Origin of the sequence: Kribbella sp., from assembly GCF_035655035.1 — a bacterium.
GTDB lineage: Bacteria > Actinomycetota > Actinomycetes > Propionibacteriales > Kribbellaceae > Kribbella.
Genome location: NZ_DASRVN010000020.1, coordinates 1 through 23,875, shown reverse-complemented (window position 1 = coordinate 23,875; position 23,875 = coordinate 1). Strand labels below are relative to the sequence as shown.

26 protein-coding genes are annotated in these 23,875 nt (G+C 69.6%); 16 read left to right on the top strand and 10 right to left on the bottom strand.

Translation table 11 applies throughout. From position 1 onward, the window contains the following. The coding region (locus VFF46_RS01500) for a UbiA family prenyltransferase (protein ID WP_325035143.1) at window positions 1–368 on the bottom strand (368 nt) is incomplete at its 3' end. A gap of 57 nt (window positions 369–425) precedes the next feature. Next, window positions 426–1,253 carry a virginiamycin B lyase family protein gene (locus VFF46_RS01495; RefSeq protein WP_325035142.1) on the bottom strand — a complete coding sequence of 276 codons (828 nt, stop codon included), beginning with the start codon at window positions 1,251–1,253 and terminating at the stop codon, window positions 426–428. 44 nt (window positions 1,254–1,297) lie between these two features. Between VFF46_RS01495 and VFF46_RS01490 the strand changes: the two genes are divergently transcribed. Genes VFF46_RS01490 through VFF46_RS01480 form a run of 3 tightly spaced genes read left to right on the top strand, consistent with a single transcriptional unit; the run spans window position 1,298 to window position 3,449 of the window. Beyond that, window positions 1,298–1,876, top strand: coding sequence for a TetR/AcrR family transcriptional regulator (locus tag VFF46_RS01490; RefSeq protein WP_325035141.1), 579 nt, complete (start codon window positions 1,298–1,300; stop codon window positions 1,874–1,876). Window positions 1,877–1,918: 42 nt separating this feature from the next. Beyond that, the gene (locus VFF46_RS01485; protein ID WP_325035140.1) at window positions 1,919–2,629 is read left to right on the top strand and encodes a VOC family protein; all 711 of its coding nucleotides are present in this window, start codon (window positions 1,919–1,921) and stop codon (window positions 2,627–2,629) included. A gap of 52 nt (window positions 2,630–2,681) precedes the next feature. Further along, window positions 2,682–3,449 carry an SDR family NAD(P)-dependent oxidoreductase gene (locus tag VFF46_RS01480; RefSeq protein WP_325035139.1) on the top strand — a complete coding sequence of 256 codons (768 nt, stop codon included), beginning with the start codon at window positions 2,682–2,684 and terminating at the stop codon, window positions 3,447–3,449. Window positions 3,450–3,458: 9 nt separating this feature from the next. Here the strand turns inward: VFF46_RS01480 and VFF46_RS01475 are convergent, their stop codons facing one another. Continuing rightward, entirely contained in the window at window positions 3,459–4,976 is a 1,518-nt protein-coding gene (locus VFF46_RS01475) for an LCP family protein (RefSeq protein ID WP_325035138.1), read from the bottom strand. Window positions 4,977–5,012: 36 nt separating this feature from the next. On the opposite strand from VFF46_RS01475, the gene VFF46_RS01470 reads away from it, so the two are divergent. After that, window positions 5,013–5,525 (top strand): GNAT family N-acetyltransferase, encoded by a 513-nt coding sequence (locus VFF46_RS01470; protein WP_325035137.1) that lies wholly within the window; start codon window positions 5,013–5,015, stop codon window positions 5,523–5,525. On the opposite strand, the gene VFF46_RS01465 is transcribed toward VFF46_RS01470, so the two are convergent. The 3 genes from VFF46_RS01465 to VFF46_RS01455 all read right to left on the bottom strand — a co-directional run bounded on the left by VFF46_RS01465 (window position 5,476) and on the right by VFF46_RS01455 (window position 8,457). Further along, complete coding sequence (locus VFF46_RS01465) at window positions 5,476–7,281, bottom strand: protein-arginine deiminase family protein (RefSeq protein WP_325035136.1); 1,806 nt, start codon at window positions 7,279–7,281, stop codon at window positions 5,476–5,478. The two genes, VFF46_RS01470 and VFF46_RS01465, sit on opposite strands and share 50 nt — an antisense overlap. Window positions 7,282–7,392: 111 nt before the next feature. Next, the gene (locus VFF46_RS01460; protein ID WP_325035135.1) at window positions 7,393–7,764 is read right to left on the bottom strand and encodes a VOC family protein; all 372 of its coding nucleotides are present in this window, start codon (window positions 7,762–7,764) and stop codon (window positions 7,393–7,395) included. Window positions 7,765–7,824: 60 nt separating this feature from the next. Further along, window positions 7,825–8,457, bottom strand: coding sequence for a MarR family transcriptional regulator (locus tag VFF46_RS01455; protein WP_325035134.1), 633 nt, complete (start codon window positions 8,455–8,457; stop codon window positions 7,825–7,827). A gap of 94 nt (window positions 8,458–8,551) precedes the next feature. Between VFF46_RS01455 and VFF46_RS01450 the strand changes: the two genes are divergently transcribed. Together VFF46_RS01450 and VFF46_RS01445 are read left to right on the top strand one after the other, a co-directional pair. Next, window positions 8,552–9,316 carry an SDR family oxidoreductase gene (locus VFF46_RS01450; protein ID WP_325035133.1) on the top strand — a complete coding sequence of 255 codons (765 nt, stop codon included), beginning with the start codon at window positions 8,552–8,554 and terminating at the stop codon, window positions 9,314–9,316. Window positions 9,317–9,562: 246 nt separating this feature from the next. Next, a complete protein-coding gene (locus VFF46_RS01445; protein ID WP_325035132.1) occupies window positions 9,563–9,751 on the top strand; it encodes a hypothetical protein in 189 nt (62 codons plus the stop codon). Window positions 9,752–10,116: 365 nt separating this feature from the next. Here the strand turns inward: VFF46_RS01445 and VFF46_RS01440 are convergent, their stop codons facing one another. Further along, the gene (locus VFF46_RS01440; RefSeq protein WP_325035131.1) at window positions 10,117–10,473 is read right to left on the bottom strand and encodes a VOC family protein; all 357 of its coding nucleotides are present in this window, start codon (window positions 10,471–10,473) and stop codon (window positions 10,117–10,119) included. Window positions 10,474–10,563: 90 nt separating this feature from the next. On the opposite strand from VFF46_RS01440, the gene VFF46_RS01435 reads away from it, so the two are divergent. From VFF46_RS01435 to VFF46_RS01425, 3 genes are all read left to right on the top strand, one after another. Further along, window positions 10,564–11,013 carry a YdeI/OmpD-associated family protein gene (locus VFF46_RS01435; RefSeq protein WP_325035130.1) on the top strand — a complete coding sequence of 150 codons (450 nt, stop codon included), beginning with the start codon at window positions 10,564–10,566 and terminating at the stop codon, window positions 11,011–11,013. A 107-nt stretch (window positions 11,014–11,120) separates the two neighbouring features. Further along, window positions 11,121–12,875, top strand: a complete 1,755-nt coding sequence (locus VFF46_RS01430; RefSeq protein ID WP_325035129.1) for a PHP domain-containing protein — start codon at window positions 11,121–11,123, stop codon at window positions 12,873–12,875. 13 nt (window positions 12,876–12,888) lie between these two features. Then, window positions 12,889–13,461: a hypothetical protein gene (locus VFF46_RS01425; RefSeq protein WP_325035128.1), complete on the top strand. Its 573-nt coding sequence runs from the start codon at window positions 12,889–12,891 to the stop codon at window positions 13,459–13,461. Here VFF46_RS01425 and VFF46_RS01420 read toward each other — a convergent pair. Further along, on the bottom strand, window positions 13,458–15,695 hold the full coding sequence (locus VFF46_RS01420; RefSeq protein ID WP_325035127.1) for a helicase: 2,238 nt from the start codon (window positions 15,693–15,695) through the stop codon (window positions 13,458–13,460). The two genes, VFF46_RS01425 and VFF46_RS01420, sit on opposite strands and share 4 nt — an antisense overlap. A 77-nt stretch (window positions 15,696–15,772) precedes the next feature. Between VFF46_RS01420 and VFF46_RS01415 the strand changes: the two genes are divergently transcribed. The 3 genes from VFF46_RS01415 to VFF46_RS01405 all read left to right on the top strand — a co-directional run bounded on the left by VFF46_RS01415 (window position 15,773) and on the right by VFF46_RS01405 (window position 18,671). Continuing rightward, window positions 15,773–16,915 (top strand): M4 family metallopeptidase, encoded by a 1,143-nt coding sequence (locus VFF46_RS01415; RefSeq protein WP_325035126.1) that lies wholly within the window; start codon window positions 15,773–15,775, stop codon window positions 16,913–16,915. 83 nt (window positions 16,916–16,998) lie between these two features. Continuing rightward, window positions 16,999–17,523, top strand: coding sequence for an NAD(P)H-dependent oxidoreductase (locus VFF46_RS01410; RefSeq protein ID WP_325035125.1), 525 nt, complete (start codon window positions 16,999–17,001; stop codon window positions 17,521–17,523). Between the two features lie 128 nt (window positions 17,524–17,651). Beyond that, entirely contained in the window at window positions 17,652–18,671 is a 1,020-nt protein-coding gene (locus VFF46_RS01405; RefSeq protein ID WP_325035124.1) for an LLM class flavin-dependent oxidoreductase, read from the top strand. 159 nt (window positions 18,672–18,830) lie between these two features. Here the strand turns inward: VFF46_RS01405 and VFF46_RS01400 are convergent, their stop codons facing one another. Further along, window positions 18,831–19,325, bottom strand: coding sequence for an Lrp/AsnC family transcriptional regulator (locus VFF46_RS01400; protein ID WP_325035123.1), 495 nt, complete (start codon window positions 19,323–19,325; stop codon window positions 18,831–18,833). A 137-nt stretch (window positions 19,326–19,462) separates the two neighbouring features. On the opposite strand from VFF46_RS01400, the gene VFF46_RS01395 reads away from it, so the two are divergent. The 3 genes from VFF46_RS01395 (at window position 19,463) to VFF46_RS01385 (ending at window position 21,514) form a co-directional block, all read left to right on the top strand. Next, the gene (locus tag VFF46_RS01395; RefSeq protein ID WP_325035122.1) at window positions 19,463–20,611 is read left to right on the top strand and encodes a PLP-dependent aspartate aminotransferase family protein; all 1,149 of its coding nucleotides are present in this window, start codon (window positions 19,463–19,465) and stop codon (window positions 20,609–20,611) included. A gap of 123 nt (window positions 20,612–20,734) precedes the next feature. Continuing rightward, entirely contained in the window at window positions 20,735–21,091 is a 357-nt protein-coding gene (locus tag VFF46_RS01390; protein WP_325035121.1) for a helix-turn-helix transcriptional regulator, read from the top strand. Between the two features lie 30 nt (window positions 21,092–21,121). Beyond that, window positions 21,122–21,514, top strand: a complete 393-nt coding sequence (locus VFF46_RS01385; RefSeq protein ID WP_325035120.1) for a GNAT family N-acetyltransferase — start codon at window positions 21,122–21,124, stop codon at window positions 21,512–21,514. Here the strand turns inward: VFF46_RS01385 and VFF46_RS01380 are convergent. After that, complete coding sequence (locus VFF46_RS01380) at window positions 21,501–22,376, bottom strand: hypothetical protein (RefSeq protein WP_325035119.1); 876 nt, start codon at window positions 22,374–22,376, stop codon at window positions 21,501–21,503. The genes VFF46_RS01385 and VFF46_RS01380 overlap by 14 nt on opposite strands. A gap of 97 nt (window positions 22,377–22,473) precedes the next feature. Here VFF46_RS01380 and VFF46_RS01375 point away from each other — a divergent pair, with 97 nt between their 5' ends. Beyond that, on the top strand, window positions 22,474–23,652 hold the full coding sequence (locus tag VFF46_RS01375; RefSeq protein ID WP_325035144.1) for an MFS transporter: 1,179 nt from the start codon (window positions 22,474–22,476) through the stop codon (window positions 23,650–23,652). The last annotated feature ends 223 nt before the right edge of the window (window positions 23,653–23,875 follow it).

Genomic DNA, 23,875 nt, shown 5'->3' with positions numbered 1-23,875 from the left:
GCGAACACGATCCCGACCAGCAGACTCAGCCCGACCGCCGCCACCGCCGCCGCGAACGCCAGCCGCAACGCCGTCCGCAGCGTGACCCGCCCGTCGAGCAACGGCGACTTGGCCTTCCGCGGATTGAGCCGATCGCTCGGCAGGTCGTACGCGTCGTTGACCGCCAGCACCGCGAGCCAGACCAGCGGACCCATCACGACCGCGCCGACGATCAGCCGCGGCCACTCCTCGACCGGCGGGATCAGCCGGTGCGTCGCGAGCAGGATCCCTGTGTAATAAGGGACGATCGACACCACCCAGAACGCGGGCCTGCCGACCGCGACCACATCACGAACCCGCGGCCCCCGTACCTGCACGTCCGTGCTCACGCCACCACTGTCCACCTCCGCGGTCCATCGCGTCCTCCCTCCGCCGAGTGAACCTGCTCACCCGCGAGGCTGGATGTGAGCCACGGAACCCTTCTCCAGCGCCACCCACACGTCGCCGTCGGCGAACAGCCCGTGCGGCTCGGCCCCGTCGCCGAACTCGTACCGCTCGGTGATGTTGCCCTCGGCATCGACCTGGACCAGCGCGGCCGCCGCCCACAAGGTGATCCAGCAGCCGTCCGGCGTGGCCGCGACGGCGTGCGGCTTCGACCCGGCCGGCAGTACGAACTCGTCGATCTTCCCGTCGGCGTCGATCCGGCCAACCCGGTCCGCCAGCAGCTCCGTGAACCAGACGCCGTCGGGACCCGCGCTGATCCCGACCGGTCCGGCGGCCGCGGTCGGCAGCGGATAGGTGGTGACCTCACCGGCGACGGTCATCCGCCCGATCGCGTTCGCCTGGTTGAGCGTGAACCACAGGTCCCCGGCGTACGTCGTGATCATCGCCGGGAACGCCCCCGCCGTGCCGATCGGGTACGTCGTCACCTCGCCGTCCACCGTGATCCGCCCGATCGCGTCGCTGCTCATCAACGTGCACCACAACGCGCCGTCCGGTCCGACACACAGCCCGTACGGCGCCCCGGCGACATCGACCGCCGACACCGTGCCGTCGTACCCGATCCGCCCGACGCGCTCGTCACCGTTGCGGGTGAACCACACCGCGTCGTCCGGCCCGTCGACGATCACACTCGGCCGCGACTCCGGTGCCGCCAGGTCGAACACCCGCCCCGACACGGTTGCCACCCGACCCGTGTGCACCAGCGTCGTCCACACCTCCCCACCCGCCACCACCACACCGTACGGCGCACCGTCGACCGCGGATGAGATCACTGAACACTCCCTAAATGCGACGGATGTTGCGTTAAGATGATCGCATGACCGCTGAGGGTGGTGCAAGCAGGCCGGGAGGGCGGACCGCTCGGGTGCGCGCCGACGTGCTCGCGGCGGTGGAGGCCGAGCTGGCGGAGCATGGGTACGACGGGCTCACGATCGACGCGGTCGCCGTACGGTCCGGTGTCCATCGCACGACGCTCTACCGGCGTTGGAAGACTGTGCCCGGTCTGCTGGTCGACCTGCTCGAAGCCGGTGCCGACGACGCCTGGGAGCCGGCCGACACCGGGTCGCTGGAGGGTGACCTGATCGCGGTCAACCGTGAGGTGCACGCCGCGCTGACCGCCCGCCCGTCGGTCACCCAGGCGGTGATCGGCGCGTCGTTCCGTACGGCGGAAGCGGCCGAGGCGCTCACCCGCTTCTGGAAGGACCGCTACACGCGCACTGCGCTACTCGTTCGCCGGGCGGTCGAGCGGGGCGAGATCACGGGCGACGTGGACGCCCATCAGCTCCTGCTCACCGCGACGGCGCCGCTCTATCACCAGCTCGTGCTGCTCCGGCAGCCGATGTCCCGCGCCAAGGCCGATCACCACGCCCGCGTCGCGGCCGCGTCAGTCCACTAAAGCCTTTGCGGCCTCGCCCGGCGCCGACCTACCGTGACGGGCATGAGCACCTCTCTCTATGCGCTGTCGATCGACGCGAACGATCCGGCCGGGCTCGCGCGGTTCTGGGCCGGCGTACTCGGGTTCGAGCCGGCCGACGGGAACGAGTTGGTGCCAAAGGACAACACCGGGTTCCGGCTGCGGTTCCTGCCGAGCGACGTACCGAAGGACCGGCAGAACCAGATCCACTTCGACCTGACCAGCCAGACCCCGGAGCAGCAGCAGGAGACCGTCGCGCGGGCGCTCGAGCTCGGCGGCAAGCACATCGACATCGGGCAGAAGCCCGAGGAGGGTCACGTCGTACTGGCGGATCCCGAGGGCAACGAGTTCTGCGTGATCGAGGCCGGGAACAACTTCCTCAAGGACACCGCGTTCATCGGCGCGCTGTCGTCCGACGGCTCGCAGGCGGTCGGGTACTTCTGGAGCAAGGCACTCGACTGGCCGCTGGTCTGGGACCAGGACGAGGAGACCGCGATCCAGGCGCCGTACGGCGGACCGAAGATCACCTGGGGCGGCCCGCCGGTGAACCCGAAGGCCCCGAAGAACCGGCTGCACCTGGACCTGGTCGCCGACGGCGACGCCGAGGCCGAGGTGGAGCGGCTGATCGCACTCGGCGCGACCCGGCTGCCGAGCGGCCAGGAAGGCGACGCCGCGATCCCGATGGCCGACCCGGACGGCAACGAGTTCTGCATCCTGATCACCACAGCGGCCTGACGCCCGCCCCCCACTAGGGTCGTACCCGACGCCTAGGTTGAGGGAGACGTTTGTGACTGGTCGGTTGGCGAACGAGGTTGTGCTGGTGACGGGGGCCGCGCGGGGGATCGGCCGGGCGGTCGCGGTGAAGGCGGCGGCGGAGGGCGCGGTGGTCGGGCTGGTCGACATCCTCGCGGACGAGCTGACCGCGACCACCGCGGAGCTGGCCGAGTCCGGTGCGAAGGTGGCCGCGGCGGTCGGCGACATCACCGACGAGGTGTCGGTCCGGCAGGCGGTCTCCAAGCTCACCGACGACCTCGGCGGTCCCGTCACCGTGCTCGTCAACAACGCCGGCAAGAACTCGTACGCCGATCCGGCGCGGATGTCGGTGTCCGAATGGGACGACGTGTTCGACGTCGACCTGAAGGGCGCGTTCCTGATGTCCCGCCAGGTCCTGCAGCCGATGATCGACGCCCGGCGCGGCGCGATCGTGAACATCGCCTCGATCCACTCGAAGCTCACCCAGGCCGGCATGTTCCCGTACGCCGCCGCGAAGTCCGGCCTGGTCGGCATGACCCGCTCGCTCGCGCTCGACGTCGCGCCGCACAACGTCCGGGTGAACGCGGTCAGCCCCGGCTACATCGCCACCGACCTGCTCGAGGAGTTCTTCGACACGATCCCCGGCGAACGCGAGAAGGCCCTCGGCGTGCACCCGCTCGGCCGGATCGGCACCCCCGGGAACGTCGCCGAGGTCGTCTGCTTCCTCGCCTCCGACGCCGCCGCCTTCGTCACCGGCGCCAACTGGGCAGTCGACGGCGGCCTCGGCATCCGCTACGCCTAGGGCGTGACCCTAGCCTGTCGCCCCGGGGTTGTACGCGCAGGCCGAGGTCAGGTCGCCGGTGTCGGGTTTGGGGGTGACCTTCGGCTGGGTCGCGGTGGACGGCGGCACGGTGGTGGTCCGGCGCGGCACGGGCTTGGTACTGCGGACCGGGTTGATCGCCTGCGCCACGATCGCGCGCATCGCCGTGTAGTTCGGGTTCCGGCCGTTCGGGAAGTTCTTCTTCTTGTCCAGGTCGACGTTGGTGATCTTCGCGGTCTTCACCCGCTGCCCGACGTCGACCAGCGGCTTCAGCAGCTTCCCGGGGATGTCGGTGCGGATCATCTGCTCGCCGGCGTGCGCGATCTCCTGGTAGTTGGCGAGCACGTTCTGCGGTGTGGCCCGCTCGACGATCGCCTTGACCGTGCAGCGCTGCCGGGCCTGGCGTGCCAGGTCGGCGGTCGCGAGCCCGTACCGCCCGCGCGCGAACCACAGCGCGTCAGGTCCGTTCAGCGGCTGGTTCGGCCCCGGCTTCAGATACCGGCTCGGCGGGATCTTCTTGTCATCGTTCCCACCTACCGGGACCGGATAGTTGATGTTCACGGTGATCCCGCCCAGCGCGTCGACCAGCTTCGCGAACCCGGCCAGGTTGACCTGCACGTAGTAGTGGATCTGCAGCCCGAGCGCCGCGCCGACGGACAGCTTCAGCACGTCCGCGCCAGGGTTGTCCGACGGGCCGATCAGGTCGCCGTACTGCTCAGGGATGTTCCGGTACATCGCGTCCAGGTAGAACTCCGGCTGCTCCGCCGGGCCGTTCGGGTCCCAGAACCCGGTCGGGAACTTCTCGTGCAGCGGCGTACCGGCCGGGAACGGCATCCGCATGAAGTTCCGGGTCAGCGAGATCAGCGAGGTGTTGCCGGTCCTGGTGTCGATACTCGCGACCATCACCGAGTCGGTGCGGACCCCGTCCCGGTCGGCACCGTCGTCCGCGCCGAGCAAGAGCACGTTCAGTCGCGGCAGCTGCTCCCAGATGTCCTTCTTCGGGGTGATCGTCGGGCGGGTCTGACTCTTCGTCTCCGAGCCCGCGAACACCTTCGTGACCAGCTCGCGCTGCGCCATCAGCGTCTGCGCGCCGCTCGCCGTACTCACCGCGAGCGCGAAACACAGCACACCGACCACCAGCGACCCGAGCGTCCGGGACGCCGGTCCGGCGGTCAGCGGGCGGAGCATCTTGTACGACGTGACCAGCACGACCACCAACGCGACCGCGCCCCCGGCCAGGCCGGCGACCATCCAGAGCAGCGCCGCCGGATCCAGCGCCCACGCGATCACCGCGTCCCGCTGCCGGAACGCGAGGTACGCCGCCGCGCCGTACAGACCGAAGCTGATCAGCGTCAGCACCGCGCCGAGCCTGGTCCGGCGAGCCACCAGGTAGGCGGTACCGGGGATCAGCAGGCCGAGGACGGCGATCACCAGTGCCCCGATCCCGGTCGGTCGTCGTGGTCCGGCGCGACGCGCGCGGGCGGCACGCGGGGCTCTGGTCTGGGCCATATACCCTTCGATTCACTGACTCGGCAAAAAGTTGGCATGATCGATGAAGTGACCGACAGTCAGATACGACAGGCCTTGGTACGGCGGGCGGGCGCGGACGATGCGGAGTCGCTGGTCCGGTTGCGCGCGCTGATGCTCTCCGCGATGGGCACCGACGTCGGCGGCCCGGACGCGCCGTGGCGGGTGCGGGCCCGCGAGTGGTTCGCGGGGCAGTTGTCGTCGCCGGACATGTTCGCGGCGTACGTCGTCGAGGACCCGAGCGCGGGCGTGGTCGCCGGTGCGGCCGGGAACGTGTACGCGCATCCGCCGGGCCCGCGCGACGCGTCGACCGTTCGCGGCCACCTGTACAACGTCAGTACGCACCCGGACTTCCGGCGCCGCGGTCTGGCGAAGGCGTGCGTGATGGCGCTGGTGGACTGGTTCCGCGACGAGACCGCCGTCGGTCAGATCGAGTTGCACGCGACCGACGACGGCATCGACCTCTACCGGGGCCTCGGGTTCATCGAGTCGACGTACCCGACGCTGCGGTTCCGGACCACCACGGCATAGCCCGGCTGGTGTCGCGGAGCGCGTTCGTGGAGCAGTGCACCTCGCCACCGCCGAGGTGTGCCCAGAGGAAGTCCTCGACCCAACGCACCCGTACGCCGGTGTCGGCCAGCGCGCGCTCCGTCGCCTGCTTGAACACGTCGTGCCCGTGCAACCGCGGGCCGTGTGGATCGGGGACGGCGTACAGGCGATCGGTCACCGAGAGCCCGTTCGCCGGACCGGGGGTCATTGCCTTGAGCAACCCGTAGCCTGGCACCCAGTTGAAGATCTCCGGCAGCCGGATCAGCTCGTCCTGCCGCAGCCCCGTGGCCTTCAGCAGAACGTCCAGCTGGTGGTCGATGTGTTTCGCCGCGGCCTCGTTGTCGGCCATCCCGGTGCGGAGTACGTCGTCGACCGTCGGCTTGTGCGGCGATTTCGTGTCCGCGAACAGTTGCTGCTTGCCGCCGCCCTGTCGCTGGACATCCCGCAGCAGCTGCGCACCGAGCCGCGGGTCGGCGACCGCCAGGGTCCAGCCGCGGGCGTTGTTCGCTCGTACGACGTGAACTGTCTCGTCGGCGTGACCGACCATCAGCCACGAGGTGTCGATCACGAGCGGCGGCTGGTATCCCTGGCTGGTCAGCATCGTGAGGAACCCGGCGTCGGGATGCCGCTCCGCCGTCGCGCCGTACAGCAGCCGGCCGTGCGGATAACCGGCGTACGGCGGGAGTGACTCGATGTTGCCGCCCATGTTGAGCAGATCGTTCAGACCGGAGGACGCCTTGTCCGCGAGTTCCTGGACGACGCCGACGTCCGGTCCGCGCAGGTCGCGGTACAGCAGCCGGCCCGCCGGGCGTGGGGTGTTGTCGGCGGGCATGTCCCACACGTTGCCGGAGCGGATCAGGATTCGCAGGGTGTGCGGACCGCCGACGGCCGGCATGCTCGCGGTGGCCGGCTCGAACCAGTCCTGCGCCCACATATCCTTCCAGCCCTCGTGCGTGCCCTGGACGAACCGCAGCCGCGTACCGGTGGTTGCCTTGCGCAACGTGGCGGCGAACTGCGGCCAGTCACCTGGAGTGCCCTGCTCGTACGGCGGCGTACGACCCCAGAAGCCTTGCCCGGTATTCGGTTTGCTGGCCAGGACCGTCTGCGCGGGCTGTAGATCGTTCTGCAGCATCAGCGGGGCGACCCGCATCCGTACGGCGTCCGTGCTGGTGTGGCCGCGGTCCGTGACGGCGAGCGTGACAGTGATCTGGCCGTCCCACCGCTTCGGGTCGCGGACGATGTCGCGGCCTTCGAGCAGCAGGCGTACGCCGTACCGCAGGTCCTTCGCGGTCAGGGCGCCGACCGGGCGGCCGTTCGCGAAGGCGCGCGCTTTGCCGGCCGGGGTGATCGTGACGGTGCCGGTGGCGTCGTCGGAGAGGTTGCGCTCGGCATCGATCGCGAGCGGCGCCAGATCCGCGACGTCCCGCGGGCCGTTGATCCGGTCGTCGGCCGCGTCGTTGCAGGCGGCAAGCTTGTCGTCGACCGCGCGGCCGGGCGCGTCCAGATCTGCGGGGTCGACCTTGCAGCGGTGCTCGTCGTCGTCCAAGTTCGGCAGGAAGATCGCGCCACGGGCGTCCGTCCAGGTGGTCTTCCCCGCGTCGTCCGCGTGCGTGAGCAGACCGTCCCGGTTGACGTCCGCGGTCAGTCTCGGCGTCGGTGCCGGCGGCGCCACGCCCCAGGCAGTCCCCCAGGACGCGGCCGCCAGCAGGCAGCTGACGCCTGCGATCCAGTGTTTCATCGAAGGCTCCTTATTTGATACAGGTGTGCTTCTTCGAATGAAACTACCCAGCGCGACCGCGGTGCGGCAGATGGAAATCCCTTCTCCACCCGTGGGCGGAGAAGGGATTGATCAGTCCTGGTCCTGCAGGATCGAGAGGACGTTCCCGGCCGGGTCCTTGAACCAGGCGATCAGCGGGCCGCCGCCGCGGTTGATCCCGAGCTCGTCCTGGGCTTCGTTGTACCTCTCGAACGTCACACCCAGCGCGGTGAGCGCCCGCGCGGTCTCCTCGATGTCCTCGACCGGGAAGTTGAGCACGGTGTACTCCGCCGGCACGTGGTTGTCCTTCGGGTACACGAGCACTGTGTTGCCGCTGCCGGTGCGCAGCTGCAACATCCCGTGCTCTTCGCCGACGTCGAGACCCAACGTCTTCGTGTAGAACTCCTTGGCCCGCGGGATGTCGTCCACCGAGAACCCACTGAACGCCTTGCTGTCCTGAAGCATCTGATGCCCTCCTAGTCACTCGACATCAGCTACGTCGTTACCACCAACGCGTTCTCGACACTAGTTGTGGGAAACCACCTGATGCTGTGGATTGACGGCGGCGGCGACCGAGGCGGACTCGAGGCCGTCGGCGACCGTGTGCAGGAGGCGGACCAGGTGGGCCGCGTCGGTCGGGCCGAGGATGCCGGTGACCACGTCCAGGACGCGGACCGTGAGGCCGTCGAGCTGGGAGAGCCGGGCCTGGCCCAGGCCGGTGACGGTCAGCGTCGGCGTGGTCCGGACCATGCCGAGCGCCTCCAGGTCGGCGATCGCCAGCTCCGCCTCGCCCGGCGTGGTACCCAGCTGCTTGGCGACCTGGTGTGCGGTCGTCCGGCCGTTCGCGATCGCGCTCAGCACCAGCGCGGCCGGCATCTTGATCCCGACCGCCTCCTGCAGGCCGAGGATCAACGGATGCGCGTGCCCGCGGACCCGCTCGACCGCGTCCAGCAGCCGCAGCGCGTCGCCGACATCACTGATCAGGTGCTCCGTCTGGACCGCCGCGATCCCCGACGGTCCCGGCCGGACGGGAGACGGTACGACGCCGCCGATCACCCGCTCGGGGACGACGAGCGCGTTCGCCACGACCGGCTCCGCAACCGCGCCGTCTTCGAATCTGGCTCCCAGCGGCCTGATATCAGCGTCTTCGATGGTCACGCCTCCAGCGTACGGAGCCGTTCCGACAGCTTCGGCGTGTCTTTCCTGAGGAAACCCTGTGAATCTCGTGACGTTACCGTCATATCCTCCGCCCATGGAGCTCAGCGGAAAGCGAACCCTGGTGATCGGCGGCGGAGGCGGCGGGATCGGCCGGGCGACAACCGACCTGTTCGGCCGCGAAGGCGCCGCCGTGCTGGTCGCGGATCTCGACCCCCAACGGGCCGCCGAGGCGGCGGACGCGGTCCTGGCGGCCGGTGGTACGGCGTACCCGATCTCCGGTGACGTCCGGTCGGCGGACGACCTCGAGGCGATGGTCGCGGCCGCGGTGCGGCAGCTCGGCGGGCTCGACGTACTGGTCACCGTCGTCGGCGGGCAGGTCGCGTTCGTGCCGGCCGTGAAGCTGCACGAGATGGCCGACGCGGACTGGGACACGATCTACGAGGTCAACCTCCGGTACGTCGCCCGCGCCGTCCGGTCCGCGCTCCGGGTGTTCCTCGACCAGGGCACCGGCGGCTCGATCGTCTGCGTCGGGTCGGTGACCGGGTTCATGGCCGCGCCCGAGCAGGCGGCGTACGGCGTGATGAAGGCCGGGCTGCTCAGTCTGGCCCGGACGGTCGCCGCCGAGTACGCCCGGGACGGCATCCGGATGAACGTCGCCGCGGCCGGCGCGATCGCCACCGCGGTCGCGAACGGGCAGGTCGGCGAGGAGGTCGTCGAGGAGATCCCGGCCGGCCGGTTCGGGCGGTCCGAGGAGGTCGCCCGGGCGGTGGCGTACCTGGCCTCGGACGCGGCGTCGTACATCACCGGGCAGCGGATCGTGCTGGACGGCGGGGTGTCCGTCCGCGGGCCTTTTCAGTAATCGAACATCTGCGCGAAACAATGGGATCCTGGGCGGTCCGGAAAGTTTTGGCGATTGCCCAGAATTTCCGGAATCGGGCGTGACCTCGGCTCGGCGTCCTCCGTTGGAAGTGACGTGACGGTGAACACAACACGGCGCACCGGCACCGCGCTCGCCCGCGTTTTCCAGGCCGACCACCCCTCGAAGTAACAGCCAGGAGGACCCGTGACAACCGCCACCGCCACTCAGACCGTTCAGCGCCGACGCGTGCGTGTCTGGTTCGGTGAGCACGTGATCGCCGACTACAACGCCGAGCCGGCGTTGGCCGAGCGGTACGCAGACGCCATGAGCCGCCGCTTCGCCGGTCTTCGGGTCACCAACGACCCGATGCCGATGATCGACAAGCTCCCCGACCCCCTGCCCGGCGAGCGCATGTGGGACGTAGCGCCCCGCTGAGAAGAATCTCCGGTACCTTTCGCGTTCCGTATCTCACCAGACAACCCACCCGGAACGTCGCCAGGTCGAGCGCCTCACCTCGACCACCAAAGGACCGGTGTCGGGCGGCAGGCGAGCGTGGGCATTCTGCCCCTCGCCTGCCGCCCATTTTCTCCCCTGTGAAATGCGCCTGAACAAAACTACTAACAGCCAAAGAGCAAAAGATGCCCTCGCTCCGCTCGGGTTGAGGGACACGCCGAAGAGCAAAAGAACCTCGCTCCGCTCGGGGTTGAGGGTCATGCCGAAGAGCAAAAGAACCCTCGCTCCGCTCGGGGTTGGGGACGTGTCGTTCGCACCGGATCCCCCAGGTTCGGTGCGAACGTTTTTCACTTTTGGGTGTAGTACTCGGGTTTCATCTGGATCAGCTGGACGTAATTACCGTCCGGGTCGATCAAGGTCGCGAACCAGCCGACCCCGCGGTCCTCCGGGTGCACCAGCCATTCGACGTCCAGCGTCCGCAGGTGCGCGGCCGCCGCCTGGATGTCGTCGACGGCGAAGTTCACGATGTGCCGCCCCGGCTCCGGGTTCTTCGCCGCGACGTCGTCGCGCTGCTCGATCACCAGCCCGAACCCGCCGAGGTCCAGGTTCCCGTACCCGTCGACCTCCGCCCGGAACCCGTCCCGGTACCACGCCTTCAACCGCTCGGCGTCCACACTGCCGAGCAACATGCTGTTCAGAATCACGTCCACTCCTTCGATCGGCCCTGTCGTCCGGTACGTCGGAGCCACGGCCCCGACTCTCGACATGACCTGCCGAATCCGGATGATGGAACGATGAAGTTCACCGCCGAGCTGCTGGCCACCGGCAAGAACACCGCGGGCTTCGAGGTCCCGGAGTCGATCGTCGAGGCTCTCGGCGGCGGAGGTCGCCCGAAGGTCAGCGCGACCGTCAACGGTTTCACCTTCCGTACGTCGATCGCGCGGATGGGCGGGCGGTACCTGCTCGGCGTGAGCGCGGAACGCCGTACCGAAGCAGGCATCGCGGCCGGTGACGTCCTCGACGTCGAGGTCGAACTGGACACGGCGCCGCGGGAACTCGACGTACCGGAACCGCTGGCCGCGGCGCTGGCGGCCGACGACGAGGCGAAGGCGTTCTGGGACACGCTCAGTTACAGCAATCGGCAGTGGCACGTGCTGCAGGTGACCTCGGCGAAGACCGACGCGACCCGCGAACGGCGGATCGAGAAATCGGTCGGGATGCTCCGGGAGCGGCGCGCCCGTTGAACTCCCGCGACTCGATCGCAGGAACGTCCAACGGTTCATTTCGCGCACATCTCGTGGTCATGGAAAACGGCGATGATCCCGCCGATTCCGCCACGAGAGGACAATCGATGGGGCACTCGCACGACCACCCGCACACCCATGACCATGATCACGGCCACAGCCACGATCACGGGCATGGGCACGACCACCACCACCCGAACACCGAGCTGGACCAGGCGACCCTGGCCGCGCTGGACACCTCCGTTCCGGACAGCGACCTGTCACCCACCGAGGTGACCCGTCGTGGTCTGCTGCGATCGGCCGGCATCCTCGGAGGTACGGCGGCGCTCGCGGTGACCGGTGTGCAGTTCGCGGCGGCGGCCGCGCCGAAGGAGGGGTTCGTCTTCCAGCAGGGCACCCGCCCCAAGGTCTGGCTGGCCGGCGACCACCACATCCACACCCAGCTCAGCTCGGACGGCATGTACCGCGTCATCGACCAGGCCCGGCACGCCGCGGCGTACGGCCTGGACTGGCTGGTGATCACCGACCACGGCGGCGCGACGCACGCCCGGATCGGCGTCGACCTGGTCAACCCGCAGATCAAGGCGGCTCGTACCGAACTGCGCGACACGCTGATCTTCCAGGGCCTGGAGTGGAACATCCCGGCCGCCGAGCACGGCACGGTCTTCGTCGCGCCGGGCAGCCGCGAGGTCGACGTACTCAAGCAGTTCGAGAACAGCTACGACGGCAGCGTGAAGAACGCGAGCTCGAACTCGCCCGCCAACGAGGCGCTCGCGGTGTCCGGCATCCAGTGGCTCGGCCGGCAGGTCGACCAGCGCCGGGTCGCGGACGCGCTGTTCCTCGCCAACCACCCGGCCCGGAACGGGATCGACAGCCCGCACGAGATCCGCAACTGGCGCGACGCCGACCCGCGGATCGCGGTCGGCTTCGAGGGCGCGCCCGGTCACCAGGCGGCCGGTCTGCCGGCCCCGCTCGGCGGCGGCAGCGCCCGCGGGTACTACGGCAACTCGCCGAACGCGAACTCGTTCGCCGGCTACCCGCCCGAGAGCTACCGCACCTGGGGCGGCTTCGACTGGATGACCGCGACCGTCGGCGGGCTCTGGGACAGCCTGCTCGCCGAGGGCAAGCCGTGGTGGATCTCCGCGAACTCCGACTCGCACGTGAACTGGAACGAGACCGCGCGCCGCCCAGACGGCTCGAGCCAGGCGCAGTTCGACCGCGACGGCCGGTACATGGACCCGGTGTACGGGAACGCCGTCAACACCACGGCCGGTGACTTCTGGCCGGGCTACTACAGCCGTACGCACGTCGGCGCCGACCGCCGCGACTACCTCGCGGTGATGGAAGGCCTGCGCAACGGCCGCGTCTGGGTGGACCACGGCGGCCTGGTGAAGGGCGTCGAGGTCGAGGTCCGCGAGGTCGGCAAGCAGTACGGCGAACCGCTCGGCGGCGCGCTGCTGGTGAAGAAGGGCCGCGCGATCGAGCTGGTCGTCCGGATCACCACGCAGACGATGCCGAACTGGTCGAACTTCGTCCCGGCGCTGAACCGGGTCGACGTGATCCAGGGTTCGGTCACCGGGCCGGTTGCCGACAAGGACACGATGAGCGCGCCGAACACGAAGGTCGTCAAGCAGTGGGACACCTCGGGCAGGCGCGGTACGTTCGAACTGATCTACCCGCTGGGCCGCGCCGACCAGGCGCAGTACGTCCGGGTCCGCGGTACGGACGGAAACCGCAGCCAGCCGGGCTACCACGGCGCGGCCGTGGACCCGGCCGGACCCAAGCTGGACGTGGTCGGCGACGCCGACCCGTGGGTCGACCTCTGGTTCTACACCAACCCGATCTGGGTGCTCCCCAAGTAAAGGACACACCGTTGTGATCATCGCGATCGATGCCGACAGTGCGGACACGGCGGCGGCCGACCACCTGCTGTACGACTTGATCGACGGCCTCGAGCAGCCGGTCGTCGCCCTCACCCATATGGTGTCGGGCAACGACCGGCCGCACGTCGCGGTCTCGTTGACCAGCACCGCCGACCTCGCCGACCCGGTCCGCGCGATGGTTGCCGAACGCAACGTCGGGCTGGCGGTCACCCGGCCCGGCGCGTCCGAGCCGGAGCTCGCCGGGCCGAGTCGCCTGGTCCGCGGCGCGTACGTCGCCGCGGTCGAGGCGGCACTCGGTACGACGGGACGCGTGGTGCGCTGGCCCGGTCACGAGCAGGCGCACGGCGTACTGCCCGCGGCCGAGCTGCGCACCCGCTGCGGCATCGATCACCTGGAGGGCATCGGCGGCGTGCCGGTCGAGGACGACACCTTGATCGACACCCTCGACTTCCTCCGCCCGGTCCGTCGCGACGGCCGTCTGGTCCTCCAGGTCCAGCCGGCCGCCGGCGACGTCCTGATCCCCTTCGAACTCCAGCACCAGCAGAAATGCTGCGCGGACCACTAGCTCCAGGCGTGTGAATCCCGCAGTACGTCGGGGAGTTCGCCGATCACGCCGAGGCGTTGGGTGCAGCGGGTGAGGGCGACGTACAGGTCGCGCAGGCCGCGGGGTGACTCGATCACGATGCCGTCCGGGTCGACGACCAGCACCGAGTCGAATTCGAGGCCCTTCGCCTCGCGGGCGGTCAGGACCGTGACGCCGCTGAGCCCGTCGACCGCCTCCTGGATCAGCTCCAGCCGGCTGCGGGACGTGATCACGCCGACCTCGCCGTACGCCGTCTCCTCGGCCGCCATCTTGTAGACGTACAGCGCCTGCTCGGCCGCCGGTACGTCGACGTGCCACGGCGGGACGCCCGTCGAGCGGACCGACTGCGGCGCCTTCGCGGACGGATCGACCTCCCGCAGTACGGCGTTCGCCAGGTCCATCACCTCGGCCGGCGTCCGGTAGTTCAACGTCAGCTCGGCCAGCCGCCAGCGGTCGCCGAACGTCTCGCCGAGCGCGCTCGCCCACGACGTACCGCCGCCGACCGAGCTGGTCTGCGCCACGTCACCGACGACCGTCATCGACCGCAGCGGGCAGCGCCGCGCGATCGCCCGCCACGCCATCGGCGACAGCTCCTGCGCCTCGTCGACGATCACATGCCCGTACGTCCACCGCCGGTCCGCGCCGGCCCGGTCGGCCAGCGTCCGGTCGTCGTCCGCCTCGTACCGCTCCGCGAACGCCTCGGCGTCCAGAATGTCCTTGGCGGTCAGGATCTCCGCCTCGTCGTCCTCGTCGAAGTCCGTCGACCCGGATCCCGACAGGACGTCCAGAGCGCCTTGTGCGTAAGCGATCGCGCGCGCCCGGGCGGCCCGCTCCCGCGCAGCCTCCGTCCCGTCGTCACCGAGCAGCTCCGCGGCCTCGTCGAGCAGCGGTACGTCGGCCGGGCTCCAGTCGGCGCCGTACCGCAGCAGATGCTCGCGATCCAGCGCGGACAGCTGCGGCGCGGCGGCCGCCAGCCGGTCCTCGTCGCCGTACAAGTCCTCCAGCAGCTTCTGCGGACTGAGCAGCGGCCAGAGCTGTTCGAGCAGGGCTTGTACTGCGGGCTCCGCGAGCACCTCGTTGCGCAGCTCGGCCAGGTTGTACTCGTCGAGCAACTGCTCACCGTCCAGCGGATCGGTGCCGATCAGCTCGGCGTACTGGTTGGTGAGATGGTCGGTGATCTCGTTCAGCACGAACGGACGCGCCTGGTTGTGGGTGACGTTGCGGTTCCGGACCCGGGCGTGGGTGGCGCCAACGATCTCGGGGTCGAGGGTCAGCTCGGTGCGCTCCACGGTCACGTGCACCGGCCGGTCCGGGGTCCACTGCCGGTCGGCGACGGCCTGCGCGATCACCTCGGCCATCACGGTCCGGCCCTTGACCTCGGCGCTCTCCGGCGACTCCGGGCGGGTGGCGTTGATCCCTGGGTACAGCTCGGCGATCGTGACCAGCCGGACGCCGTCCTCACCGAGCGACGGCAGCACCTGTCCGATGAATCGCAGGAACGCCGCATTCGGCCCGACGACGAGAATTCCGCGCTTTTCCAGCTGTTCGCGGTACGTGTACAGCAGAAATGCCGCGCGGTGCAGGGCGATCGCGGTCTTACCGGTGCCCGGGCCGCCCTGGACGACCAGGATTCCGGGCAGCTCGGAGCGGATGATCCGGTCCTGATCGGCCTGGATCGTCTGCACGATCGACTCCATCCGGCCGGTCCGCTTGGCCTCCAGGGCCTTCATCAGCACGGCTTCGCCGATCACGCCGGTGCCGGGCTTCGACGGGTCGGCCGCCTCCCGGCCGAGGTCGAGCTGCTCGTCCTGGACGTCGATCACCCGTCGCAACCGGGTCTGCACGTGCCGGCGGCGGACGATGCCGTGGTTCGCCACCGCGGTCGCGATGTAGAACGGCCGCGCCGCCGGGGCGCGCCAGTCGACGAGCAGCGGTTCGTACTCGTCGTCGTGCAGCCCGATCCGGCCGATGTGCAGCACCTCGCCGTCGGCGGTGTCCAGGCGGCCGAAGTACAGCCCTTCCTCGGCGGCGTTCAGCCGCGCCTGGCGGAGCTTGAGGTCCCGGATCCGCCCGTCCCGCTGGTGCAGGGCCTGGGCGTTGCGGGTCTGCACCAGCTGCTCGTCGTCGGCGCGTGCGTCGGTGCGCTCGCGCTCGGTGTCGAGCGCGGCGTAGAACGTCGTCAGGTGGTCCTGTTCAGACTCGACAGGATTCGGCAATTGCAACCCCTCATGGTAAAATGCCACCCGTTGGTTTTCAGGCCGCATTTCCGAAACACGCTGTGCTGCGGCCACAAATGCTTGAGTTTATCGGCTACCGGCGTTTTCCTGTAGTGGTGTTCCACTCGATCATCCCGCCGTATCTGCTCGAGCAGCTCGAGCGTTCCGCGGGTGACCCCAGCGTCCGTGCCCGGATCCGCCAGTCGTTGCAGCACGACGCCGTACTGCGAACTCGTCCCGCGGCGGGCCGTGCCACCGAGGCCGCTCCGGGTGGCCGGCAGCGCAAGGTGTACGACGCGGAGAACGGCACCGACCTGCCCGGCACGCTGGTCCGCTCCGAGGGACAGGACGCCGTCCAGGACCAGGCGGTCAACCAGGCGTACGACGGCACCGGGGCGACGTGGACGCTGTACGACGAGTGCTACGGGCGGGACTCGATCGACGGGCAAGGGCTCGTGCTGACCTCGACGGTGCACTACGACCGCGGGTATGCGAACGCGTTCTGGGACGGGTCGCAGATGGTGTTCGGCGACGGGGACGGGGTGATCTTCGGCAACTTCACGTCGTCGATCGACGTCACCGGGCACGAGCTCACGCACGGCGTCACGCAGTACACCGCGAACCTCGACTACCAAGGGCAGTCCGGCGCGCTGAACGAGAGCATCTCGGACGTGTTCGGCTCGCTCGCGAAGCAGTATTCGCTCAAGCAGAGCGCCGCGGACGCCGACTGGCTGATCGGCGCCGGGCTGTTCCTTCCGGGTGTCCAGGGCGTCGCGCTCCGCTCGATGAAGGCACCCGGGACGGCGTACGACGATCCCCGGCTGGGCAAGGATCCACAACCCGCCGAGATGTCCGGGTACGTCGACACGCAGGACGACAACGGCGGCGTACACATCAACTCCGGCATCCCGAACCACGCGTTCTACCTGGTCGCCACGGCCATCGGCGGGAACGCCTACGACGACGCCGGCAAGATCTGGTACACCACCCTGACCAGCGGCAACCTCACCTCCTCCGCCACCTTCAAGGACTTCGCCGCAGCTACCCAGGCCACCGCTCGCACCCTCTTCGGCGACGACTCCACCCAACTGACCGCCGTCACCAAGTCCTGGCAAACCGTAGGCGTCCTCGACGACCAAACCCCCCTCATGAACGCCGCCCAAACCAACCTCCACACCACCACCCCACCCTCATCCCCACCCACCCCAACCCACAGCTGAACCGCTGGCCGATCCGCCGTACCCGGCCGTGGTGGGTGAGACGGTTTGACCTCAAGGGTTGTTGAGGTATTAGCGTCTTTCGGGTGACAGTTCATCCGCTGCGGCTCGTCGTGCTGACGCGCAATCTCGAGGCGGGGCGGTTCGGGACCGCGGTGACGGGGTGGTTCGTGCGGGAGGTCGAGCGGGCGGACGAGTTCAAGCTCGACCTGGTCGACCTCAGCCGGACCGCGCTCGACGAGTTGCCCGGGCGGATCGAGGACGCCGATGCGGTGATGATCGTCACGGCGGAGTACAACCACGCCTACCCGGGTGACGTGAAGACGGCGATCGACGCGGTACGCCGGCCCTGGTATGCGAAGCCGGTCGGGTTCGTCGTGTACGGCGGGCGGTCCGGCGGGCTGCGGGCGGCCGAGCAGTTGCGACTGGTGTTCGGCGAGCTCCACGCGGTGACGATCCGCGACAGCCTCGGCTTCCGCGAGGAGGACTTCGCGAACGGCGAACCCGTCGACCCCACCACCTCGACCGCCGCCGCGGCCCTCCTCGGCCAGTTGGCCTGGTGGGCGCGTCCCCTCCGCGATGCCCGCGCCGAGACGCCGTACCCCGCGTAGGGCGGATCCCCAGCCCATCACAATCGCGGCCGTCCGACCGCGCCACGCTCAGCTGGCGCACGACCGGCCGATTGTGATGGCCTGGAGATCCGGGAATACCTCCCGCCCGGCCGGCGTTGGCGCGTGACGTGAGCGCCGAAGCGATGCCCCTGTCCGTGCTCGACCTCTCACCGGTGCCGACAGGTACGCGGCCGTCGGAGGCCTTGCACGAGACCCTGGAACTGGCCCGCACCGCCGAGGCGGCCGGGTATCACCGGTTCTGGCTCGCGGAGCATCACAACATCCCCAGCGTCGCGAGCTCGACCCCCGAGGTGATGATCGCGGCCGTCGCCGCCGCCACCTCGACGATCCGGGTCGGCTCCGGCGGCATCATGCTGCCGAACCACTCCCCGCTGAAGGTCGCCGAGACGTTCCGCGTGCTCGGCGGGCTCTACCCGGACCGCATCGACCTGGGCCTCGGCCGGGCGCCCGGCACCGACCAGCGGACCGCGCTCGCGTTGCGCCGCAGCCGGGAGGCGCTCGGCGCGGACGACTTCACCGAGCAGTACGCCGAGCTCCGCGCGTACGTCGACGGCTTCCCCGCGGGTCACCCGTTCGAGCCGATCACCGCGCAGCCGTCCGACGTACCGCTGCCGCCGATCTGGATCCTCGGCTCCAGCACGTACGGCGGGCAGGCGGCCGCCGCGCTCGGCACCGGGTTCGCGTACGCCGGGCACTTCGGGACGCTCGACCCGGCCGGCGTGATCTCGTCGTACAAGACGAACTACCGGCGCTTCGAGCACGACGGCGAACCGCGGGCGATGCTCGCGCTGGCCGCGATCGTGGCCGAGACCGAGGAACGCGCCGCGCAACTCGCCCGCGCGAACGCGCTCTCCATGCTGCGCCTGCGCTCCGGCCGCCCAGGCCCGCTCCCGTCACCCGAGGAGGCGGCGGACTACCCGTGGTCCGAGGCGGAAGAGGCCGCCGTCGAGGAATGGGCCGGCCTGGTCTCCGTCGGCACCCCCGACCAGGTGGCCGCGGACCTGCTCCGGCGCGCCAACTCGGCCGGCGCCGACGAGCTGATCGTCACCACGAACATCCACAACCCCGCCGAACGCCGCCGCTCCTTCGAGCTGCTCGCCGACGCCTGGGGCCTGAAGCCCCGCTGACCACCGCCGCTCGCGGCACACCCGCTGCACCCGCCCGGGCCACGCCGCTCGCAGCGCGCCTTTGGTGGGTGGGCCCACCAGATGCTGGGTTTGCGCCGGAGATCGCAGGCGCGAACCCAGCATCTCGGACGCCTACCCACCAGCGGTCGGCCGCGGCGATCAGGGGGTCGCGCGGACGTGTTCGAAGATCAGGCTGGTCTCGGCGTGCGTGACCGCGGGATCCGCGGTCAGATGGTCCAGCACAAACTCGCGCAGCGCGTCGGGCGTGGTGGCGGCGACGTGCAGCAGGTAGTCGTTCGCGCCGCTGACATGGAACAGCGAGAGCACCCCGGGGAGCCGCGGGACCTTGGCGCGGAAGCGGTCGATCTCGTCGCGGGAGTGGGCGCCGATCCGGATCGCGATCAGCGCCTGCAGCGGCTGACCGAGGGCGGCCAGATCCACGTCGGCGTGGAAGCCGCGGATCACCCCGCGTTCGCGTAACGAGCGGACCCGGGTCAGGCAGGTCGACGGCGCGATGCCGACTGCCTCGGCGAGGGCGTTGTTCGGCATCCGGCCGTCGGCCGTGAGCAGCTGGACCAGCTGCCGGTCCACCTCGTCGAGCCCGTCCGGGACCGGCCGCGGAGCCGGTCCCGGGCTCCGACGATCCTTCGGCATGCCTCCTACTGTAGGGCCATCCACAGAATCCACAGCGTGTGGACAAGCCTGTGGACGAATTTTCTTCGGAACTCTTGCCCCAAGATCGCAGAAGATTCCACAGTCGCCTCAGTTATCCACAGGCGGAGGAGGCTCCCATGCTGGACACCCGAGCGGTACACGCCGGCCGCGACGACCTGACCGCGCGCGGCGTCCACGTCCCGCCGATCGACCTGTCCACCACCTATCCGCTGCCTGACGTCGACACCGGCGGCACGTCGTACGACGAACTCACCCAAGGCCGCGGCCCGGACGGCGGGAGCCTCGTCTACCAGCGCCTGTGGAACCCGAACGTCGCGCGCTTCGAGGACGCCCTCGCCGAGCTCGAGCACACCGACGGCGCGGTCGCGTTCGGCTCCGGCATGGCCGCGCTGACCGCCTGCCTCCTGGCCACCGTCGCGGCGGGCCGTCCGCACGTGATCGCCGTACGGCCTCTCTACGGCGGCACCGACCACCTGTTATCCACAGGCCTCCTGGGGACAACCGTCAGCTATGCACAGCCCGACGAGATCGCGGCGGCGATCCGCCCGGACACCGGCCTGGTGATCGTCGAGACGCCGGCCAACCCGACTGTGGACCTCGTCGACCTGCGGTACGTCGCGGCCGCGGCGGACGATGTACCGCTGCTGGTGGACAACACCTTCGCGACGCCGGTGCTGCAGCAGCCGGCGCGGCACGGCGCGAGCCTGGTGTTGCACTCGGCAACGAAGTACCTGGGCGGTCACGGCGACGTGATGGGTGGCGTCGTCGCGGCCGGTACGGAGTGGGTCGGCCGGCTCCGGCAGATCCGCGCGCTGACCGGTGGGCTGCTGCACCCGTTGGCGGCGTACGAGCTGCATCGAGGACTGCAGACGCTGCCGGTGCGAGTACGGGCGCAGCAGGCGACCGCGATCAAGGTCGCCGACTGGCTGTCCGCGCAGCCGTCCGTCGAGCGGGTGTACTACCCCGGCCTGAACGACCCGTCCGGCCTGATCGGGCGGCAGCAGGCTGGGCCTGGTGCGGTACTCGCGTTCACGGTCAGTGGCGGGTACGCGGCGGCGTCGCGGGTGGCGAGCCGGCTGAAGCTGATCACGCACGCGGTCTCGCTCGGCGGCGTGGACACGCTCATCCAGCACCCGGCCGCGCTCACCCACCGCCTGGTCGCGTCCGAGGCCAAGCCGGGCGACGCGCTGCTCCGGCTGAGCCTCGGACTCGAGGACCCCGAAGACCTGACCGCCGACCTCGGCGCCGCGCTCAGCTGCGACTGAACGGGGTCGATTCTGCGGAGGGCAGAATTCCGTTCGGAGTCTGCTGAGGGCAGATCCGGGGCGACCGGCCCGCCGGGGATGGCACACTCGGTACAGGAGATCCGGAGGCGAGGAGGGCCAGACGTGTTGCTACGCCAGGTGATCGGAAACGTTTTCCGCCGGCTGCGGCGCGAGCGGGGCATCACCCTGCGTGAGCTCGCCGAGCTCGCCCAGGTCTCGGTGCCGTACCTGTCCGAGATCGAACGCGGCCGCAAGGAGCCCTCCTCGGAGATCCTCGCGGCGATCTGCCGGGCCCTCGAGCTGGAGCTCACCGACCTGCTGGCCGAGGTGCAGTTCGACCTGACCACTGCGGTCCGCTCCACCCTCCCCGTCCACCTCCAAACCGCCGCCATCCGCGTCGAGGACCGCACCCCACCCCGCATCCCCTCCGGCCCCCGCGCCCACTCGTCAATCCCCACGGCCTACACCCTCGTCGCATAGGAACTCGGCTCCCGGCCTAGCCTGGCTGCCGTGAAGTACGTTGTGCGGTTTGTGGTTGAGGATCGGGTGTTGTCGGGGTTGCATGCGGCGGCGTTCGGGGGTGCGGTTGACGTGCAGCCTTGGGCGGAGCGGTTGGGGCGGTGGGCGCTGACCTGGGTGGGTGCCTTTAGCAACGATGAGTTGGTCGGGTTCGTGCAGGTGTGCTGGGACGGTGGGGCGCACGCGTTCGTGCTGGACACCGCCGTACATCCGGACCACGGTCGGCGCGGGATCGGCAAGCAGCTCGTGCTGACCGCGGCCGAGGAGGCGCGTAAGGCCGGGTGTGAGTGGTTGCACGTGGACTTCGAGCCGCACCTGACCGCGTTCTACCTGGACGCGTGCGGTTTCCGCCCGACCGACGCCGGCCTGCTCAAGTTGAGATAGCGGTCAGGAACTCGGTCGACACGCACGACGTCAGGCAGCGCTCCTTCGCGTCGCCGAGCAGGTCCGCCGTCCAGGTGGTGAACCCGCCGTCGCCGAACTCGTTGCCGTCGACACCAATCCCGAGCCCGGTCCCGGAGTAATAGGTCGCGCTCTTGGTCCGTTCGGCGTCCTCGGTCAGCGGTACGGCGAGCGCCGGGCGGACCGTGTCCTCGATCCGGTCCCGCAGCCCGGACTCCTTGAACAGGGTGAACCGCAGCTCGGCCTTCTCGCCCAGTACGGCGTGCCAGAAGTTCAGGTGGTCGACCAGCAGCTCCGCCTCGGTCCGGTACGACCCGGTGTCCCGCGCGCTCGACACCAGTACGAACAACTCGAAGTGCGCCGCGAACCCCGGCGTATCGATCGGCTGCGCGCGTACCACCCGCTGACAGGCGGCCAGGTGCACCCGATCCTCCCCGGCACGACGCCGTACGGCGGCCTCGATCGCCAGCTCGTTGGTGGGGTCGCTGGCCACCTCGGTACCGCGGATCGTGCTGACGATCTGGTGCTGGTTGATGTTCGCGACCCCCGAACACGTCCCGAGCGGCGCGAGCGGCGACAGCTGAACGCCTGCGAACTTCTCCGGCAGCAGCTCCCACAGCCGCTGCTGGGTCTTCACCAGCTGCCGCGGATCGATAGCCGACGGCCGGACGAACCGGTCCTGCCTCCAGCGCTGCAGCAGCCGCGCCGGCGTCACCTTGGCGGCCCGCTCCCGCGTCACGTTCAGCAGGACGGACTGCAGCTCGGACTGGCTCAACCCGCTCACCAACGCATCCCGGCTGCCGTCCGGCAGCTTTGCCCAGAACCGTTCGCTGACGTCTCCCATCGCTCCACTCTGACGGATATTCCCCGGGCGCCGCGCGTCATTTACCGGTATCGTCGAGGACATGAACTCCCCACCGCGTTGACCTTCGGACCGAGCGCTGTCGGCGCGGATCGTCGCGTTCGAGGCGCTGCACGACTTCATCCCGCTGTATCCGCTGTACCAGCTGTTCTTCAGCCACCACGGGCTGTCGGCTGCGCAGATCTCGACATTGTTCGTGATCTGGTCCGCGACCGGCTTCGTGTTCGAGGTGCCGTCCGGCGCCTGGGCGGACAGCTACTCGCGGCGAAAGCTGCTGATCCTCGGCGCTCTGCTCAGCGGACTCGGGTACGCGGTCTGGATCGCGCTGCCGTCGTTCGCCGGGTTCGCGTTCGGGTTCGTGTTGTGGGGTGTGTCGTCGGCGCTGATCTCCGGGACGTACGAAGCCTTCGTGTACGACGAGTTGGCCGCTCGCGATCGCTCCGCGCGGTACCCGATGTTGATCAGTCGTGCCCGCTCCGCTTCGTTCGTGACGAACCTGGCGGCAACGGCGCTGGCGGCACCGCTGTTCGACCTCGGGGGCTACACGCTGGCCGGCGTGGTGAGCGTGCTGAGCTGCGTCGCGCAGGCAGTTGTCGCGTGGTCGTTGCCCGAGGCGCGTGCGGTGGAGGTGTCGGAGTCGAGTACGCGCGCGGCCGTCGGAAGCTACCTGCACATGCTCCGTACCGGTGTGTCGGAGGTGACGACGAACCGGCTCGTACGGCGGGCCGTCCTGCTTGTCGCCTTGCTGGGCGGGTTCCTGGCGTTCGACGAGTACTTCCCGTTGCTCGCCCGCGACACCGGTGCGGCGACCGGGGTGATCCCGCTGCTGATCGCGGGAACCGTTGCCGCGCAGGCGATCGGCGGCGCGCTCGCGGGACCGGCGTACAAGTTGCCAGCAGCAACGTTCATGGCCGGGCTGGCGGCGTCCGCGGTGCTGATCGCGACCGGTGCGCTCAGCCGGTCCGCGTGGGGCTTCCTGCCGATCGCGGTCGGGTACGGCGTACTGCAGCTCGTGATCGTCGTGTCGGAGACCCGGCTGCAGGACGCGATCACCGGACCGGCGCGCGCGACCGTGACGTCGGTGTCCGGGTTGTTCGCGGAGGTGTCGGCGATCGCGGTGTACGGCGGGTTCGCGCTCGGGTCGGTCTGGTTCCCGATGGCGGTACTGGTGGCAGCGTTGACGGTGCCTGTCCTGCTGACCGCGTTCGTCGTACCGCACGCGCTGCCGCCTTCGCCCACCGAAGCGAACGAGCCCTAGCCTCTTGTCGCCGCCGTTGATCGGTGCCTACGCTTATCTTCCAAATAAGATGATTATTTTCGATATACGAGATAATCGTCGGTTCGCTGGATCGTCCGGAGGTGGCGATGCTCAGACTGCGAATGCTGCTGGCGGTGCTGGTGGCGATGATGGTTTCCGTGTCTACGATCGGCCCGGCCGGCGCCAGTTCGCCGGGCGAGACGTTCCGTAACCCGATCAAGCT

Coding starts and splice junctions, on each gene's coding strand:
- VFF46_RS01435 (WP_325035130.1), top strand. CDS start 10,564: ATGAAGTTCACCGCCGAGCTGCTGGCCACCGGCAAGAACACCGCGGGC.
- VFF46_RS01475 (WP_325035138.1), bottom strand. CDS start 4,976: ATGGCCCAGACCAGAGCCCCGCGTGCCGCCCGCGCGCGTCGCGCCGGA.
- VFF46_RS01465 (WP_325035136.1), bottom strand. CDS start 7,281: ATGAAACACTGGATCGCAGGCGTCAGCTGCCTGCTGGCGGCCGCGTCC.
- VFF46_RS01490 (WP_325035141.1), top strand. CDS start 1,298: ATGACCGCTGAGGGTGGTGCAAGCAGGCCGGGAGGGCGGACCGCTCGG.
- VFF46_RS01485 (WP_325035140.1), top strand. CDS start 1,919: ATGAGCACCTCTCTCTATGCGCTGTCGATCGACGCGAACGATCCGGCC.
- VFF46_RS01460 (WP_325035135.1), bottom strand. CDS start 7,764: ATGCTTCAGGACAGCAAGGCGTTCAGTGGGTTCTCGGTGGACGACATC.
- VFF46_RS01380 (WP_325035119.1), bottom strand. CDS start 22,376: ATGGGAGACGTCAGCGAACGGTTCTGGGCAAAGCTGCCGGACGGCAGC.
- VFF46_RS01470 (WP_325035137.1), top strand. CDS start 5,013: ATGATCGATGAAGTGACCGACAGTCAGATACGACAGGCCTTGGTACGG.
- VFF46_RS01400 (WP_325035123.1), bottom strand. CDS start 19,325: ATGCCGAAGGATCGTCGGAGCCCGGGACCGGCTCCGCGGCCGGTCCCG.
- VFF46_RS01395 (WP_325035122.1), top strand. CDS start 19,463: ATGCTGGACACCCGAGCGGTACACGCCGGCCGCGACGACCTGACCGCG.
- VFF46_RS01450 (WP_325035133.1), top strand. CDS start 8,552: ATGGAGCTCAGCGGAAAGCGAACCCTGGTGATCGGCGGCGGAGGCGGC.
- VFF46_RS01430 (WP_325035129.1), top strand. CDS start 11,121: ATGGGGCACTCGCACGACCACCCGCACACCCATGACCATGATCACGGC.
- VFF46_RS01415 (WP_325035126.1), top strand. CDS start 15,773: ATGCTTGAGTTTATCGGCTACCGGCGTTTTCCTGTAGTGGTGTTCCAC.